The organism is Vibrio crassostreae, from assembly GCF_024347415.1.
GTDB lineage: Bacteria > Pseudomonadota > Gammaproteobacteria > Enterobacterales > Vibrionaceae > Vibrio > Vibrio crassostreae.
Map to the genome: position 1 here is coordinate 754127 of NZ_AP025477.1, position 16350 is coordinate 770476.

Consider the following 16350-nt stretch of genomic DNA (forward strand, 5'->3'; position numbering starts at 1 on the left):
ATCCTCCAAGATCATCGCTTTTCAGCAGCAAGCGCAATGTTTTTAACACCCGCACCTTTAGCCGCGTCCATCACTTTAACAACCGTACCGTTGTAAGCGTGTTCATCCGCTTGAATAACCAAAGAAGCATCAGGTTGTTCTAGCAACAAGTGTTCTAACGTTGCTTGGACACGTTCAACATCTACGACACGTTTGTCGATAAAGATGTCGTTAGCAGAAGTAATCGCAACAAAGATGCCCGCATCCTTTTGGCTTACTACGTTAGAAGCTTGTGGGCGATTGACTTCAACCCCTGATTCACGAACAAATGAACTGGTCACAATAAAGAAAATAAGCATGATAAATACAATATCAAGCATCGAAGTAAGGTCTATTTGAGCCTCTTCGTTTTTTGAATGACGTCGACCGAGTCTCATCGTTGACTCCTTAAAGATTTTTCTAATTTCAATTCTAAGCGGTTACACACTTTAGCTAAACGAGCATGAACAAACATGCCCGCTAATGCAGCAACCATACCCGCCATGGTTGGCAGTGTTGCCAACGAGATACCTGAAGCCATCAATTTAGGGTCACTGCTTCCTTGAGTCGCCATGACATCAAAAACAGAGATCATACCGGTGACTGTACCTAACAAGCCCAACATCGGACAAATAGCGACTAACAGCTTAATAAAGTTCAAGTTTTGGTTAAGTAAGATACTCGCTTGCCCTAACCAACCTTCGCGAATGGCTTTGGCATGCCAAGAAGAGTGATCTTCTCTTTCATGCCATTTCGCTATCCAAGCTTGGCGTTGCTTAGGAAAGTAGAACGCAAGATAAAGCACACGTTCTACCACAAGCACCCAATACACTAGGACGACAGCCGCTAGCCACCACAGAACGAAACCGCCCTGCTCCATAAAGCTTGATAAAGACAGCAGCCAGTCACTCGTTAACCAACTCGCTGGTAATAGAGAACCCGACAAAATATCCATTATGCAGCAGTCCCAACTGGTGAAACGACAGCTTTTGACTCAACCGTTTTTTCTGCCTGCTCAGCTACAAGACCAATACCTTGTTTCTCAAGAATATTGCGAATGTTTTCAGCCTGAGTGCTAAGAATGTTGTGTGCCAGTAGAAGAGGCATTGCCGCAACCAGACCAAGTACCGTCGTTACAAGCGCCATCGAAATACCGCCCGCCATTACTTTAGGGTCGCCATTACCAAACTGTGTGATCACTTGGAATGTTTCGATCATGCCGGTTACAGTACCTAGAAGACCTAACATTGGAGCAAGTGCCGCCAATAGCTTAAGCATAGATAGGCCTTTCTCTAGGTGAGTCTGCTCATCCACTACCGCTTCTAAAAGTCGTAGCTCTAGCGCTTCAACGGTTTGATTTTGCTCTTTGTTGTAAACTGCAAGAACACGGCCTAGAGGGTTATCACCTGCTTGTTCAGGGTTCTTAAGTTGAGCGCGAATTTTCTGATGAGCGATAGCCAAAGAAATACCACGAACCAATGCGATGATTAAGCCGATTGCAAGTAAGCCAAGAATCACTTTACCAACAACACCACCCGCTTGAAGGCGATCAGTTAGGCTTGGCGTTAGCGCTAGTTGCTCTAACATGAACCCACGAGAAGGATCGACAACCACGTTAGACACGTCGCCATTTGCTAATGTAGAAAGCGATGCCAATGTTGGACCATTCGATGGCTGTTTCAGATACGCAATCGCATCTTCACGCTGAGTGTTCCAGCTAACATAACCTTGATCCGTCACAAGACCAATCGAACCTAAACGATACGCATCAACAGTTTGTGTATTACCTTCACCATTAATGAATGCAATTTGAGACTTGCTAAGCTCAGAGCTCGCTTGAATCTGCTCAACCATGCTCATCCACAAACCAGAAAGTTGTGGCATTGATGGCAGGGATTTAGCATCGATAATTTGGTCAACGGTCGCTGTGTGCTCAGCGCGATCAACGCTATTTACTGTTGAGCTAAGCTCTGCGCCTAGTTCTTTTGCGTTTTGACGAACGACACCGAACAACTCGCCTAAGCTACCGGTTTCTAAACGTAACTTCTCTTCTAAGCGAGCAAGCTTGTTTTCGTTATCACTGAATGTTTGAGTCAGAACATCTGTCGCGCCTTGAATAGAGGTACGTTTCGCTTCAAGCTGTGCTTTAATCGCTTTCAGCTCTTGTTCAATCTTTTTAAAATCGGCTTCACGAACCACATTGTGAGAAGCTTGAGTACGATTTTCTGACTTCGCTTTGTTAACCAACTGAGCCGTTGAATCAGAAGCAGATAAAGCAGAAAAGGAAATAGACGTGATGCAAAGCAATGCTGCTAATGGCTTTAAGTTCATTACTTAACCTCCGCAACAGTTAGAGAAACAGGTAAAGTAATTAGGCTTGGTGCAGCTTGTTGGCTAGCAATGTCGTAAGCTTTATCTAACTCAGATTTCATCGAGGAATCTAACTCTTGCCATTGGTTTTGTGTTTGATTCCAAGACCAGTATTGGCTGCCGTTTAGATTACGAGCAACTAATGAGATACGACCTAAATGCAATACATCAGCCTCAATCGTCCTGTCGCTGTTCAATGCTACTCGACCTTGATAAGCACCTAGCTTGATTCCGTAGTCCATCTCGATTTGGTAAGCTTCTAGAATACGACGATACTTTTCTGCATCACTCACATCAGCACGAGTCATCATTGCTTGCAGCTTTTCAACTCTTTCTAAACGCTGTTCTTTCTTGATTGGCACATCGTTATCAACTAACTGTTGAAGACCATCAATCATCTGATACATCAGAGGCACAACACCTTGACGTGTGTATTTGATTTCGTCGATCTGCCCTTCAATGCTCTGAGCTTCTCGATTCTGGCTTTCAACCAATGCAGCAAGGTGATCGTGATAGATTTCTAGATTTTTCACTTCTTCTTGCAGACGCTCAATCTCAGCTTGCAGCATTAAAGTCGCTTGCGAGCTTTTATCAATAACCTTTTGGCTTGAGGCCGACGCGTTATTGGTCTTATTTTGAATTGATTGAGCTTGATCCAAGCTGTTTGCCATCGAAGACGTTGCAACCAAACTGATGGCAAGCGCTAGGCTAGTTTTTAAAAGATTCATAATTGTAGTCATTTACTATAAGAAGAAGGTCAAATGAATTTTATTGATAAGCAGTCTCATTATCATTAAAAGTCACTCGCATTACTAGGGATATTTTTATTAAATAGCGGAATCACGAAAGGGGAAAGTCGAAACCTTCCCCTTAATATTTAAGCTATTAATAGTACCCTACTAACAAATTAGTATTTTACCTGTAAAGTCGCCATGTAGTTACGGCCTTCGCCAACAACAACGCTGCTTGTGCTGCCACCTTCAAGGTAGTCAGTATCAAACAAGTTCTCTACGTTGAAACGTGCAACAAAATCTAGGTTTTCGTCATACTTCATTGTATGAGACACACCCATGTCTACACGAGTGTAAGCATCTTTTTTGAATGTGTTAGCGCTTTCTGTGTAACGCTCACCTACATGATAAATACCCAGGTTTACATCAGTACCGTTGTTGAATGCATAAGTAGACCAAATGCTAGCCGTAAACTCAGGAACGTCAGCTGGAGTTTTGCCTTCAAGTGCAGGGTCATTTTGGTATTCAGCATCCAAGAACATAGTTGATGCACTCAAAGACAATGCTTCAGTCATGTAGCCGGTAGCCGACAGTTCTACACCAGTATGAACTTGCTCACCAACTTGGCTTGTGCGTGTCTCTTTGCCGTTATTGCTTGCTGGATCTAGGTCTTCAGTCACTTGCATGTTCGATTGAGTGATCTGGAACAATGCTCCTGATACAAACAGACGCTCATCAAACAGTTCCCATTTAGAACCTAGCTCGTAAAGTGTGCCCTTCTTAGCATCTTGAGACTGACCAAAGTTCACGTCATCTTTATCTGTGATTTCGCCAACAGGTTCGAAACTTTCAGAGTAAACCGCGTAAATAGAACCATTAGACGCTGGTGAATAAATCACACCAAGCTTAGGAAGAATGTTGTTGTAGCTCTCTTCTTGATTAGAGCTGCTCGTCGTTTTGTCGTAAGCGAAACGCACGCCACCAAGTACTTGCCACTGTTCAGTCAGCGTTACTAAGTCTTGAACATAAAGACCGTAGTGTTGGCTTTCAGAGTGAGACACTTCATTGTCGTTCTTGTAGTTAACGTTAGAAGGCATATCAAAACCGTTACCACATGCAGCAGCTGCTTCTGCTTCTGTTGCGTTAACACATGTGTAGCCAGAATCGTATAAACGCTCGTAATCGTAATGAAGACCATTCACACCAACAAGTAGGCGGTGGTTTACACCTAGTGCATCGAAATCACCAGTAAAATCTACATAAGCCGTATCAAACGTCCATTCATCGTGACGGTCTGATACCTTGTAGCCGTAACCGCCGCTCTTATCGCTATATACTGTGTTGTTTGATTCTGTACGTTGACGTTCATAGAACTGACGGCTGATGCCTGTCTTCACAGACCAAGCGTCGTTCAAGTTAGCGGTTACAGATGCACCGTAGTTTGCAACGTCGTTGTCCGTTTGAGCAAAGCGTTGGTCATTAACCGTGTTAGGGTCGATAACTTTACCAGTAGAAGTATCGATTTTAGAACCGTTGTCTAAATCGCCCTCTTCAATAGTGCGGTCGTAATGAACAGACAACATGATGTCTTCGTTGATATCGTAATCAACAAATAGACCACCAACAAAACGGTCAGTCTCTACATCTGTGCCATCAAAACGTGTGCGGTAAGAGTCTTGGTTTTCTTGTGAAACAATCAAACGAGCACGTAAAGTTTGGTCATCATTTAATGAACCGCTAACATCAGCGGTAGTACGCGTGTAGCTATCAGAACCGATATCTTGGCTTACGTTAACTTGAGTTTCATATGTTGGCTTCTTAGAAACCATGTTCACAAGGCCGCCAGGAGCAGACTTACCGTAAAGTAGACCAGCTGGGCCTTTCAATACTTCAACTCGCTCCAGAAGCTCTACCGGTTGGCGGTAATGAGACCAGTGTTGAACGCCATCACGCAGGTAACCAGAGCTACTCTCCAAATTAAAACCACGAAGCGTGAAACGCTCACGGTTAGTTGATTTAGAACCCGCCCCAACAGATGCGTCGTTCTTAAGAACTTCACCTAACGTGCTAGCACGCTGTTCATCGATGATTTGCTCATCGATTACTGAAACTTGTCCCGGAGTCTCTAATTGAGTGGCCTCCATACGCATCGCTGTTGTGTTCGTGTCGGCTTTGTAACCGTAGTCACGACCTTCAACAACCATATGCTCGTCTGTTTTTACTGTTTCTGCCAATACTGCTGGTGAAGCTAATACTGCGCCGATCACTAAAGCCAATGGGCTCTTTGAAAACATGTCCTTTACTCCGCTTTTATTCTTTTAGACGAGCACTTTGTTAGTCATTCGATGTGCTCGCTGAACCGTTTCCGGTACCACTGAATCATTTCGGGAGAGAATATAAGTGATAATTATTACCATTTGCATTAAATTTACATTCTTTGCATTCGTAAAGTTTTGTAAAGGCGTGGCGGAAAGGCGTGGCGGAAAGGCGTGGCGGAAAGGCGTTTTTATAAAGTTAAACAAACCCATTTCAATACAGATATTTAGAGAACATTTACGCTTAAAAGTGGTTGTCGCCATCCAGTTTTTTTGAAACTGCGTTATTGGCCAGGTCAATTTGAGGTGTGACGATCAATAAGAAAATCATCTCTTCTTATTTACTACCTTTGAAACGACAAGTTTATGTATAAAACCCTCGATAAATGTAAAATTATAGTGAATTATATTGTTGAATCTTGTTGAATTTACACAATTATCAGTGATTCTGATCACATCTATAATTCCAAACTCATTTTTTGTTTTTCGATTTGAACAACCGACTGCTAATCTCCTGCTCACTTTGAAAAGGTATCAAAGTTATAAATAATAAGGAGTGTTCTAAATGAATACCAAGAAACCTATGTCTCTGACTGGTCGAGTAATCCTCGGTATGGTCGTAGGTATACTAACGGGATTTGCCATTCAATCCCTTTTTGCAGACAGCGGATTTGTTAACAACTACATCGTTAACGGACTCTTTGAAGTAGGCGGACAAATCTTTGTCGCCAGTTTAAAAATGCTTGTTGTGCCACTAGTCTTCGTTTCACTAGTATGCGGTACAAGTTCTCTTAAAGACTTATCAACTCTTGGCCGTATGGGGGGCAAAACGCTTGCACTTTATATCGGTACTACAGCCGTTGCTATCACTCTAGCACTTACTATCGGTAACCTGTTCCAACCTGGAGCTGGTGCGGATCTTACTGCTGCGAGCTCTTTTAAATCAGCGGATGCTCCTTCTTTAGGCCAAGTAATCATCGACATGTTCCCAACCAACCCTATTCAGGCGATGGCTGAGGGCAAAACGTTACAAGTTATCGTATTTGCAGTGTTGTTTGGTATCGCAATCAGTGCAGCCGGCAAACCAGGCGAACGTATCGCTGCCGTTTTCTCTGATTTAAACGAAGTGATCATGAAGCTAGTTGCGCTACTAATGAACCTTGCTCCTTACGGCGTGTTCTTCTTGATGGCGAAACTGTTCTCTGGCCTTGGCTTGGGCGCGATTTGGAACCTAGCAGAATACTTCTTAGTGCTTGCGGGTACCCTGCTGTTGCACGGTCTGGTGACTTACAGCGCAATGCTTAAAGGGTTCACTGGCCTTAGCCCGATTACGTTCCTACGTAAGATGGAAGATGCAATCATGTTTGCATTCTCAACAGCATCTTCAAACGCAACAATTCCAGTAACAATGGAAACAGCTAAGAACCGCATGGGCGTAGACAACAAAGTCGCTTCTTTCACAGTACCACTAGGTGCAACTGTGAACATGGACGGCACTGCAATCATGCAAGGTGTTGCGACTGCGTTTATCGCACAAGCGTACAACATCGACCTATCTATGGGTGATTACCTAATGGTTATCCTAACGGCGACACTGGCGTCTGTTGGTACTGCAGGTGTTCCTGGTGTTGGTCTTGTTATGCTAGCGATGGTATTGAACCAAGTTGGCCTACCACTTGAAGGTATCGCTCTAATCATGGGTGTTGACCGCCTTCTTGATATGATTCGTACCGCTGTAAACATCACTGGTGATAGTGCCGTATCTATCATCGTTGCTAAGTCTGAAGGCGCTCTAGACGAGTCTCGCTTCAACGACCCAGCAGCAGGTGAGAAAGAAGAAGAAGTTAAGCTAGCTCGCCAACAGGCATAGTCTCGCTTATCTGATGCTCTTGTCTTCAAGCTCTGGCGTAATTAATGGCTACGTCTAGCTCATTCAAAGCACATAAAGAAAAGCGCCACTGCAGATGCAGTGGCGTTTTTTATTGGGCGATGTTTCTAAACTATATCTATTAGTTATATTTCTAAGCACGCTTTCAATCATAGTTACCTATGGAACACGACAGATAAAAACAGAAAGCTAATCAGCGATTGGGAACATAAGGTTCACTCTAAGCCCCCCACCGTCTCTATTCTCAGCAGTAACGTGCCCATTCATCACACCCATCGCTTCTTTAACAATCGCAAGACCTAACCCGTAGCCACCAGACTGTTTATCGCGCGCTGATTCAATTCGTGTAAACGGGTCGAATATACCCGCAATCTTGTTATCAGCAATACCCTCACCATCATCTTCTACAGATATGACACTGTAACGTTTATCTATGACCTGTTCGTATGTCGTCACGATAACATGAGCGTTCTCACCCGCGTATTTAATTGCATTGCCGACCAAGTTACCGATCACTCGAAGAAGTAGTCTCTCATCAACACTCACCATTGATGTCGGTCTCTCTAAGTCACCAATCAAAGTTTGATTCGGCTTTAAATCGTTTTGCATCTGCGCGATCAACATCGAGCAATAGTGCTCTAGGTGCATTAAGCTTAATTTAGAGTCATAGCGAGAGGTTTCTAAGCGGCTAAATTCAAGTATCTCACCCACCAGCTTGTTCATCTCTTCTGTTTCGCTTTCCATTCGTTCGAGCAAACCAATGCTTTTATCATCAACCTTGCTTCGTAGCAGGTGTAGTGCGAGGTTTTGCCTTGCTAATGGCGTTCTTAACTCGTGTGACACATCACGAATTAAACGACGTTGTTTTTCAGCCAGAGATTTAATCTCAAAGGTCATATGATCAAAATCGTGTGCAAGCTCGTTGAATTCTCGCGTGGTGGAGTTTAACTCCGATACCACACTGACAGTGAAATCGCCTTGAGCAAGTCTGCGACTCGCTTCTCTCAATCTATCCAACGGTTGCTGCAGGCTTTTCGCCATGATAATCGAGAACAGAGACAATACCACCAAGGCAATCACAGCTTTAAGCATATAGGAGTATGGAGCAAAGGATTTTGCGGGGTGAAACTGGTGAGGAAGTTGAATAACAAGCGTACTGCCGTTATCCAGTGGCAAGCCAAAAATTGGCTTACTCACACGGTCACTCAGTTGGTGGTCTAAGGTACGCAGAAACTTCAATTTAAATTCGAAGTGCGGATGCATGTGTCGATGTGTAATTGGGCGGTTATTCTCGTCAATAACGAACAAATAATAACGTTGAGCATTACCCCAGTCAGCTAGCTCGTCCATGTCCCCTTCTTCGATCAAAACATTCGCTTGATGAGCAAGATCCAACATTTCTGCTTTAACGGACTCAGGGACCTTTAGCAGAGCCTTCATCAACGCTCTTTCAGCGACACCTTGCAGGATCAAAATGCTCACTAGAATCACTGTCAGGTAACTAAACAATTGAAAGGTTAATCCATCTTTTCGCTTAGCGATGAAATCCGGGCAACGTATTAGATGGGCACTCATGCGCCGACCGACTCTAGGTAACTGTAGCCTTTACCACGAACGGTTTTAATGTGCTGTTTCGACAGGCCCGCCTGCACCAATTTTCGACGTATATTACTGATATGCATATCTAAATTACGATCGAAAGGACACAGCTCTTTCTTAAGTACATGGACTTGAAGGTCAGACTTGGAAACCACGATACCGTCATTTTTAACAAGATAATCAAGCAAGTCTTTTTCAGTACCGGTTAATGGCAAACGAGAGAGTTGTTCGCACAAACCGTGATTAGAGGAAGCTAAAGATTGTCTCTGACGCTCAAAACCCACTCGGCGCAAGATCACCTTAATTCGGGTTAAGAGTTCAGGAACATTGAAAGGTTTAGCGATGTACTGATCGGCTCCAGCTTGATAACCATCGAGCATTGAGGCATCGTCGTTAAGCGCGGTTAACATAAGAATGGGAGTAGCAAAACGCTGACAAATACGCCTTGCCACTTGAATACCACTTAGGTTTGGAAGCATTACATCGAGTAAAACTAAATCGACAGGGTTCGATTGAATAAACTCAAGCGCGGACTCACCGCAATGAACGGTATCAACGTGATACCCCTCATTTTCTAACACTTCACCTAGCAACTCACACAACTGAATATCATCATCAACAACTAAAACGCGAGACATTACACATACCGATAAATAAGAACTGTTTGCATTCTAATTATCGTTATTATTGATTTCAATTATAAAGTGCCTGATTTCCTCTATAGAAGAAAATCTTTTTCGATCGGTACAAATTTTGACGCAGAATCGATAAGATTTTGAGCGGTTAACCCCGGTACACCATACACTTCAACAGGTTTGCCAAAACGCTCTTTGATTCGCTCTACAAGGATTTCGAAATCGCCATCGCCAGAGACTAAAACAATCGTATCGACTGTCTCAGCAAGCTCTATCGCGTCTAGTGCTATACCTACATCCCAGTCACCTTTTGCACTACCATCTCGACGCTGAATAAACGGTTTCAGCTTCACATTAAAGCCAACACCACGCAGGATGTGATGAAATTGGCGCTGCTTAGGGTCTTGGCTTGAGATTGCGTAAGCATTAGCTGCAACAACGTTACGCCCTTCCGTGGCAACATACCAAAACTGGTTATAGTCGAAGTTAGAACGGTATTTGTCGCGCGTCGTGTAGTAAACGTTCTGAACGTCGACCAAAATTGCTATGTTTTCCATAAATTCATACCTTTAGATTTTCCGTATACCCTATTCTATTCACTTATAAAATGCGAGTCGCTTTACTCAATAAAAATGAACTTGTTTCCTTCCGTTAACGTAAATCTCCGTATGTTTAGCGTAATCCTAACTATGCTTAATGTAGGTTGATTTGTGTTGTACGTTTATCGAATGGTTCTGAACTTAACTTTCTTCCCTACGTAACTTTCAAATCATTCTCAGACTTTGAGTTTTCAAGGGAGGTTGGCCATGCTACACCGACAAATACACAAATCGTGCGTAAGCATCGACACAGCCAAAGCAGCGAAATCAATGAATTATTCGGCAAGTTTTCGCGTCTGGTTTAGCTTGATTAAACTACTGACTATCAGCACAGTATTGGTCATGAGCTCAACCATTCACTCGGTACTTGCCTACCCTGCCTATTCACATTCAAAACCGTTACCGCACCGTAGCGTGATCTACTTTGCACCAAAGGAAGATTCCGTCGTCAAAGAATTTCTCAATGAAGTGTTGATCAACAACTGTCAATTGGATGAAAGAGACGTAGTTATCATTGTCATTGCGGAGAGCGGCTACACAGTCCCTACTTGGCTTGAAGAAGAATTTAACCTAGAAGCCGTAACCGATAGCTATGGAATACCAAAAGGTTCACATACTGCTGTTTTGATAGGTAAAGACGGAAAAGAGAAACACAGGTGGAGCGGTAAGACAGACTGGCAGAAAATCACCAATATCATCGATGAAATGCCAATGCGCCAACAAGAAATGCAGCGACAAAGCAGCCGCTGCAGTATTTGATACTTGATGAGTTCAGCAATTGTTTAAAAAGACAACTAGAAGGCCAAATAATTAAGCTTGCTTGTTAAACCAATCTAGCTTTTCATGTAGTTCAGCTACACTGCCAACGACAATAAGTGCAGGGCTCTTTGCTGTAGCAGCAAGGCTTGCCAAATCACTCAGCCCACCGCGGTAAACCTTTTGCTCTTGGCGAGTACCGTTTTCAATGATCGCTACAGGCATATCGGCTCGCATACCGTTATCCAGTAAGTTTTTCTGAATGTTTGGGCTCTCTTTTAACCCCATGTAAAACACAATTGTATGGTTGTGCTGAGCAAGAGATTGCCAGTCAATATCTTCGCCGTCTTTCTTAAGGTGACCGGTAATAAACTGAACGCTTTGCGCATGGTCACGGTGCGTCAAAGGAATACCCGCATAAGCCGTTGCGCCTGCAGCAGCTGTGATGCCCGGAATCACTTCAAATCTAACGTCATTTTCAGCCAGTGTTTCACACTCTTCCCCGCCACGACCAAAGATAAATGAGTCTCCACCTTTAAGGCGTACTACATGCTTATTCTCTTGTGCTTTAGTGACCAATAGTTGGTTGATCTGATCTTGAGGTACGCAGTGATGATCGAGCTTTTTACCCACATACAGCATTTCCGCTTCTGGGTTAGCCATCGCCAAGATATCCTTTGATACCAAGCGGTCATAAACCAAAACGTCTGCTTGTTGAATCACTCGTGCCGCTTTTAACGTAAGTAAGTCTGGGTCGCCCGGACCGGCACCTACTAATGAAACAAATCCTGTGTTTCCTGTTTTAACATTCGATGGCGATACTTCTGACATGCTTTGCTCCGAAAGTTAGCTTGTTATATTTCAAGCTTAATTCTGTATGACGATTCATCGTTGTATGAATCACCAATATCCCTACTTCTTAGACTATCAGTTGTTGCCATAAAACTTCACGATTAATTCTAATCAAGATAGAAGTTTATATAACAAAACAATCTATTACGTTGGAAAACCCTGACATTTGCACCATCATCAAGCACACATTGCTCGCCTTAGGTGCACCGTTATCAAAAGTAGAGAGTGTTAAGATCAAAAAAGCCCCAAATCAACAGCTTGGGGCTTAACACACATTATTAGTTGCTCATTAACCTAGAGCTATCTAATTACTTAGCGCCTAGAGAAGGTGCTGTTTTAGCATGAGTTAGGTATAGAGGAACACACGTCATTAGTAGACCACCAACGATGTTACCTAGGATTGTTGGGATAAGGTTGAAGTTCAACCATGTCGCGATACCGAAATCAGCGCCAAGAATCATACCTAGTGGGAATAGGAACATGTTTACTACTGTGTGCTCGAACACTAGTGCGAAGAAGATGAAGATTGGGAACCACATCATTGCTACACGGCCAGACACTGTACGAGCAGTCATGTTACCAATCACACCTAGACATACCATTAGGTTACAGAAGATACCGCGTACGAAACACGTGATCCATCCGTCCATGCCCATGTTTTCAAAGCCTAAGCTACGACCTGTAGAAACAGCAATGAACTTTTGAGCAACAGCGTTTGGCTCTAGAGAGAAGTTACCTGTTAAAGAAACAGCCACTAGGAAAGCAACAATCAAAGAACCGATAAGGTTACCAAGACCAACAATACCCCAACAACGCAGGATACGGCCCCAAGTGATGCCTGGACGGTTGTCGAATTTAGCCAAAGGAGCAAGGCCGAAAACGCCAGTTACTAGGTCATAACCCATCACACTTAGAATCACGAAGCCAACTGGGAACACTAGTGCGCCAACAAGACCAATGCCTGTTTGTACCATTGCTGTAATTGCAACAACAACCGCTAGAGAAAGGATGATACCAGCCATAGTGCTTCGAATCAGAAGATCGCGAGTACTTGTTTTAGTTTTCGCTTCACCCACATCAATCATCGTTTGAACGAATTCAGCTGGTTTGTAATCAGGAGACATAATGTTGTCCTTAAAAAAGTAAAATTAAAAGTTAAAATTGGATAGGAAAAGGCTCTAGTTACCGAGTTAAGGCAATATCGAGAACTAGAACCCTTGAACTATCAAATCTTACTCATCCAAAGATTAAGCAGAGATTTCTACAGCACCCTTGGTAACACGAGCTTTGTACGCTTTCACGTTGAAGTTCTCGTCTTCCATGCACACACCTGTTGCTAGGTTAAAGCGTTGCTTTTTAAGTGGGCTTGCCACCCAAAGCTCTTCTTTGTGCTCTACAATCAGACCACGTGATAACACGTTAGACTGGAAGTAAGGGTCTGTGTTGCTAATCGCGAATACTTCTTCAGCCTTAGTTGGGCGGAAGACTGCTACTTGCTCACCACCAACCAATGCACAAACACCGGTACCTGGGATAATGTCTTCGATCTTACAAACTTTGGTAAATGCCATGATGTCGTCTCCCAATTAAACCAGTTCAACGTGAAGGATATCGCCCTTCGCTTCAGGGTGTTTCTCAGTGAATGTCGCTGGACGGTGTTGTTCACGGCCATCATCAACAAACACAACGTTCTCATCACGGTCATCAGCATTGATGAAGTGTGCAAAGCGCTTAAGTTGAGCTTCGTCGTTGATTGTATCTGTCCACTCACAAGCAAAGTTATCAACCAAGCCTGCAATGTCAGTTTCAAGCTGGTCATTGATACCAAGCTTGTTGTCTACAATCACTTCACGTAGGTAATCAACACCACCTTCTAGGTTGTCCATCCATACCGAAGTACGCTGTAGCGGAGCAGCCGTGCGGATGTAGAACATCATGAAACGGTCAATGTATTTGATCAGCGTTTCTTGGTCTAGGTCGCTTGCTAGCAGGTCTGCGTGACGAGGTTTCATACCACCGTTACCACACACATACATGTTCCAACCTGCGTCAGTTGCGATGATACCTAAGTCTTTACCTTGAGCTTCAGCACACTCACGAGTACAGCCAGACACACCAAACTTCATCTTATGAGGAGTACGGATGCCTTTGTAACGGTTCTCGATCATCACGCCTAGGCCAACTGAATCTTGAACGCCGTAACGACACCAAGTAGAACCAACACATGTCTTAGCCATACGAAGTGCTTTTGCGTAAGCTTGACCTGTTTCGTAACCTGCAGCGATTAACTTCTTCCAGATAGCTGGTAAGTCATCTTTCTGAGCGCCGAATAGACCGATACGTTGTGCACCCGTGATTTTGGTATACAGGTTGTATTCAGCCGCAACATCAGCAAGAACGCTTAGTGCTTGAGGCGTTACTTCACCACCCGCCATACGAGGGATAACAGAGTAAGTACCGTCTTTTTGCATGTTACCTAGGAAATTATCGTTGGTATCGTGCAGCTTCACTAGCTCAGGCTTAAGGATGTGTTCACCCCAGCAAGAAGCAAGGATAGAACCCGCTAGAGGCTTACATACTTCACAGCCGTAACCTTTACCGTATTTCTCTAATAGCTCATCGAACGTTTTGATTTCTTCGATGCGAATTAGGTGGAAAAGCTCTTGGCGAGAGTAAGCAAAGTGCTCACACACGTCGTTCTTCACTTCAACACCAGCTTTTGCAAGTTCAGCATTTAGTACTGATGTCACAAGTGGAATACAACCACCACAACCAGTGCCTGCACCCGTTACCGCTTTGATATCACCGATTGTGTGATGACCTTCAGCAACCGCTTGAGCGATCTTGCCTTTAGTCACATCAAAACAAGAACAGATAACTGCAGATTCAGGAAGCGAGTCTACGCCAAGTGTTGGCTTTTCAGCGCCAGCGTGTGCAGGAAGAATCAGTGCATCTGGGTGTTCTGGCAGGTCGATTTCGTTCAGCATAAGCTGTAGAAGATCGCCGTAGTCAGACGTATCACCAACCATTACCGCACCAAGAAGCTTCTTGTTGTCTTCAGAAACGATTAGGCGCTTGTAAACTTCTTGTTCTTCGTTTTGGTAAACGTAGCTCTTACAGCCAGGAGTACGACCGTTTGCATCACCGATAGAGCCTACTTTCACGCCTAGAAGCTTAAGCTTCGCAGACATGTCAGCACCTTCAAATGTGCTTTCGTTGCCAACAACATGGTCAACAGCAACTGTCGCCATTTTGTAGCCAGGAGCCACTAGGCCGTAGAACGTTTGGTTCCAAGACGCACACTCACCGATTGCGTAGATATCTTTGTCTGTCGTTTGACAGTGATCGTTAATCTCGATACCGCCACGAGGTGCAATACCTAGACCCATTTGACGAGCAAGTTTGTCTTGAGGGCGAATACCAGCAGAGAATACGATGAAATCAGTTTCTAGCTCAGTACCGTCTGCGAAGCGCATTACGTTACGAGCTTCAGTGCCTTCAGGAGCAATCTCAAGCGTGTTCTTGCTTGTATGTACGTTAACGCCCATACGTTCGATTTTTTGACGAAGTTGGTTACCACCCGCTTGGTCAAGCTGCTCAGCCATTAGCTTAGGAGCAAACTCAACAACGTGTGTGGTTACGCCAAGTGCTTTAAGTGCACCTGCCGCTTCAAGGCCAAGTAGACCACCACCAACAACAACACCAGACTTAGAGTTCTTAGCCGTTGCTTCGATCGCTTTCAGATCTTCAATTGTGCGGTAAACAAAACAGTCTTTACCTTCGTTGCCTTTGATTGGCGGAACGAATGGGAATGAACCTGTAGCAAGGATGAGTTTGTCGTATTGGATTTCACGACCAGTGCTTGAGTAAACTGTTTTCTTTTCACGGTTAACGTTAATAGCACGTTCACCGATCAGCATGTTGATGCCGTGTTTCTCGTAGAAGCCTTCTTTAACTAAAGAAAGTTCGTCCGCAGTATGGTGTGAAAAATAAGAAGAAAGGTGTACACGATCATAGGCTACGCGAGGCTCTTCACAGAACACCGTAATGTCCATGTTAGCAACATCTGTCTTCTCGACTAAATCTTCGATATAGCGATGACCGACCATCCCGTTACCGATTACGACTAGCTTCATCTTGCTCATAAGAATTCCTGAAGGTTATATATTTCTTAACTGAGCGAATAATGAATTATGAAAGAAAATGAAAATATGATGTAAATCAATTACGAAATCGAACTACCCTAAAGGGGTAGAACAAAAGAGTTAGATCTGCTGATTTATCATACGAAGCAAACGAATAACCGTAGGTTTAATAAGGTTTAGCGGGGTTTTATATACACTTTCTTGCACTAGAGAGGATGTTGTAAAGTTTCATAATAGATTAGCAACAACGTAAGTAAATAACAATCATTTTCATTTATAGTCATAAGAACTGTAATAACTCATGAAAGCGTTACAGGATCATGAGCAACTATGTCTAAATATGAAGAACTTAATGACGCAAAAGACAATCGCCTTTTTCCATTCCCCACTAATTTCACTCAAAAACCACCACAATTAGTTAACAGATGCTGGTGATTGTTTA

At 43.6% G+C, this 16350-nt stretch carries 14 protein-coding genes; 2 read left to right on the forward strand and 12 right to left on the reverse strand.

Going from position 1 to position 16350, the window contains the following annotated elements; translation table 11 throughout:
- Positions 1-11: 11 nt before the first annotated feature.
- The 5 genes from OC193_RS19105 to OC193_RS19125 all read right to left on the reverse strand — a co-directional run bounded on the left by OC193_RS19105 (position 12) and on the right by OC193_RS19125 (position 5413).
- Complete coding sequence (locus OC193_RS19105; RefSeq protein WP_004731145.1) at positions 12-416, reverse strand: ExbD/TolR family protein; 405 nt, start codon at positions 414-416, stop codon at positions 12-14.
- Positions 413-973 (reverse strand): MotA/TolQ/ExbB proton channel family protein, encoded by a 561-nt coding sequence (locus tag OC193_RS19110; RefSeq protein ID WP_010429842.1) that lies wholly within the window; start codon positions 971-973, stop codon positions 413-415. The genes OC193_RS19105 and OC193_RS19110 overlap by 4 nt, the downstream gene beginning before the upstream one ends.
- Positions 973-2349: a MotA/TolQ/ExbB proton channel family protein gene (locus OC193_RS19115; RefSeq protein WP_048662834.1), complete on the reverse strand. Its 1377-nt coding sequence runs from the start codon at positions 2347-2349 to the stop codon at positions 973-975. Before OC193_RS19115 ends, OC193_RS19110 begins: the two co-directional genes overlap by 1 nt.
- Positions 2349-3116 (reverse strand): DUF3450 domain-containing protein, encoded by a 768-nt coding sequence (locus OC193_RS19120; RefSeq protein WP_048660114.1) that lies wholly within the window; start codon positions 3114-3116, stop codon positions 2349-2351. Before OC193_RS19120 ends, OC193_RS19115 begins: the two co-directional genes overlap by 1 nt.
- Positions 3117-3295: 179 nt before the next feature.
- The gene (locus tag OC193_RS19125; RefSeq protein ID WP_048660113.1) at positions 3296-5413 is read right to left on the reverse strand and encodes a TonB-dependent siderophore receptor; all 2118 of its coding nucleotides are present in this window, start codon (positions 5411-5413) and stop codon (positions 3296-3298) included.
- A gap of 586 nt (positions 5414-5999) precedes the next feature.
- Here OC193_RS19125 and OC193_RS19130 point away from each other — a divergent pair.
- A complete protein-coding gene (locus OC193_RS19130) occupies positions 6000-7304 on the forward strand; it encodes a dicarboxylate/amino acid:cation symporter (RefSeq protein WP_048660112.1) in 1305 nt (434 codons plus the stop codon).
- A gap of 207 nt (positions 7305-7511) precedes the next feature.
- Here OC193_RS19130 and OC193_RS19135 read toward each other — a convergent pair whose 3' ends face one another.
- The 3 genes from OC193_RS19135 to OC193_RS19145 form a co-directional block, all read right to left on the reverse strand.
- Positions 7512-8897 (reverse strand): sensor histidine kinase, encoded by a 1386-nt coding sequence (locus tag OC193_RS19135; RefSeq protein ID WP_048662835.1) that lies wholly within the window; start codon positions 8895-8897, stop codon positions 7512-7514.
- On the reverse strand, positions 8894-9559 hold the full coding sequence (locus OC193_RS19140; protein WP_048660110.1) for a response regulator transcription factor: 666 nt from the start codon (positions 9557-9559) through the stop codon (positions 8894-8896). Before OC193_RS19140 ends, OC193_RS19135 begins: the two co-directional genes overlap by 4 nt.
- 80 nt (positions 9560-9639) lie before the next feature.
- A complete protein-coding gene (locus tag OC193_RS19145) occupies positions 9640-10113 on the reverse strand; it encodes a LabA-like NYN domain-containing protein (RefSeq protein WP_004731130.1) in 474 nt (157 codons plus the stop codon).
- A gap of 249 nt (positions 10114-10362) precedes the next feature.
- Here OC193_RS19145 and OC193_RS19150 point away from each other — a divergent pair, with 249 nt between their 5' ends.
- Positions 10363-10914 carry a DUF4174 domain-containing protein gene (locus tag OC193_RS19150; RefSeq protein ID WP_048660109.1) on the forward strand — a complete coding sequence of 184 codons (552 nt, stop codon included), beginning with the start codon at positions 10363-10365 and terminating at the stop codon, positions 10912-10914.
- Positions 10915-10965: 51 nt separating this feature from the next.
- On the opposite strand, the gene cobA is transcribed toward OC193_RS19150, so the two are convergent.
- The 4 genes from cobA to nirB all read right to left on the reverse strand — a co-directional run bounded on the left by cobA (position 10966) and on the right by nirB (position 15908).
- The gene (gene cobA / locus OC193_RS19155) at positions 10966-11742 is read right to left on the reverse strand and encodes a uroporphyrinogen-III C-methyltransferase (protein ID WP_048660108.1); all 777 of its coding nucleotides are present in this window, start codon (positions 11740-11742) and stop codon (positions 10966-10968) included.
- A 329-nt stretch (positions 11743-12071) separates the two neighbouring features.
- Positions 12072-12887 (reverse strand): formate/nitrite transporter family protein, encoded by an 816-nt coding sequence (locus OC193_RS19160; RefSeq protein WP_017062558.1) that lies wholly within the window; start codon positions 12885-12887, stop codon positions 12072-12074.
- Between the two features lie 123 nt (positions 12888-13010).
- A complete protein-coding gene (nirD, locus tag OC193_RS19165) occupies positions 13011-13334 on the reverse strand; it encodes a nitrite reductase small subunit NirD (RefSeq protein WP_048662836.1) in 324 nt (107 codons plus the stop codon).
- A 15-nt stretch (positions 13335-13349) separates the two neighbouring features.
- The gene (gene nirB / locus OC193_RS19170; RefSeq protein ID WP_048662837.1) at positions 13350-15908 is read right to left on the reverse strand and encodes a nitrite reductase large subunit NirB; all 2559 of its coding nucleotides are present in this window, start codon (positions 15906-15908) and stop codon (positions 13350-13352) included.
- Between the last annotated feature and the right edge of the window lie 442 nt (positions 15909-16350).

Coding starts and splice junctions, on each gene's coding strand:
- OC193_RS19105 (WP_004731145.1), bottom strand. CDS start 416: ATGAGACTCGGTCGACGTCATTCAAAAAACGAAGAGGCTCAAATAGAC.
- OC193_RS19110 (WP_010429842.1), bottom strand. CDS start 973: ATGGATATTTTGTCGGGTTCTCTATTACCAGCGAGTTGGTTAACGAGT.
- OC193_RS19115 (WP_048662834.1), bottom strand. CDS start 2,349: ATGAACTTAAAGCCATTAGCAGCATTGCTTTGCATCACGTCTATTTCC.
- OC193_RS19120 (WP_048660114.1), bottom strand. CDS start 3,116: ATGAATCTTTTAAAAACTAGCCTAGCGCTTGCCATCAGTTTGGTTGCA.
- OC193_RS19125 (WP_048660113.1), bottom strand. CDS start 5,413: ATGTTTTCAAAGAGCCCATTGGCTTTAGTGATCGGCGCAGTATTAGCT.
- OC193_RS19130 (WP_048660112.1), top strand. CDS start 6,000: ATGAATACCAAGAAACCTATGTCTCTGACTGGTCGAGTAATCCTCGGT.
- OC193_RS19135 (WP_048662835.1), bottom strand. CDS start 8,897: ATGAGTGCCCATCTAATACGTTGCCCGGATTTCATCGCTAAGCGAAAA.
- OC193_RS19140 (WP_048660110.1), bottom strand. CDS start 9,559: ATGTCTCGCGTTTTAGTTGTTGATGATGATATTCAGTTGTGTGAGTTG.
- OC193_RS19145 (WP_004731130.1), bottom strand. CDS start 10,113: ATGGAAAACATAGCAATTTTGGTCGACGTTCAGAACGTTTACTACACG.
- OC193_RS19150 (WP_048660109.1), top strand. CDS start 10,363: ATGCTACACCGACAAATACACAAATCGTGCGTAAGCATCGACACAGCC.
- cobA (WP_048660108.1), bottom strand. CDS start 11,742: ATGTCAGAAGTATCGCCATCGAATGTTAAAACAGGAAACACAGGATTT.
- OC193_RS19160 (WP_017062558.1), bottom strand. CDS start 12,887: ATGTCTCCTGATTACAAACCAGCTGAATTCGTTCAAACGATGATTGAT.
- nirD (WP_048662836.1), bottom strand. CDS start 13,334: ATGGCATTTACCAAAGTTTGTAAGATCGAAGACATTATCCCAGGTACC.
- nirB (WP_048662837.1), bottom strand. CDS start 15,908: ATGAGCAAGATGAAGCTAGTCGTAATCGGTAACGGGATGGTCGGTCAT.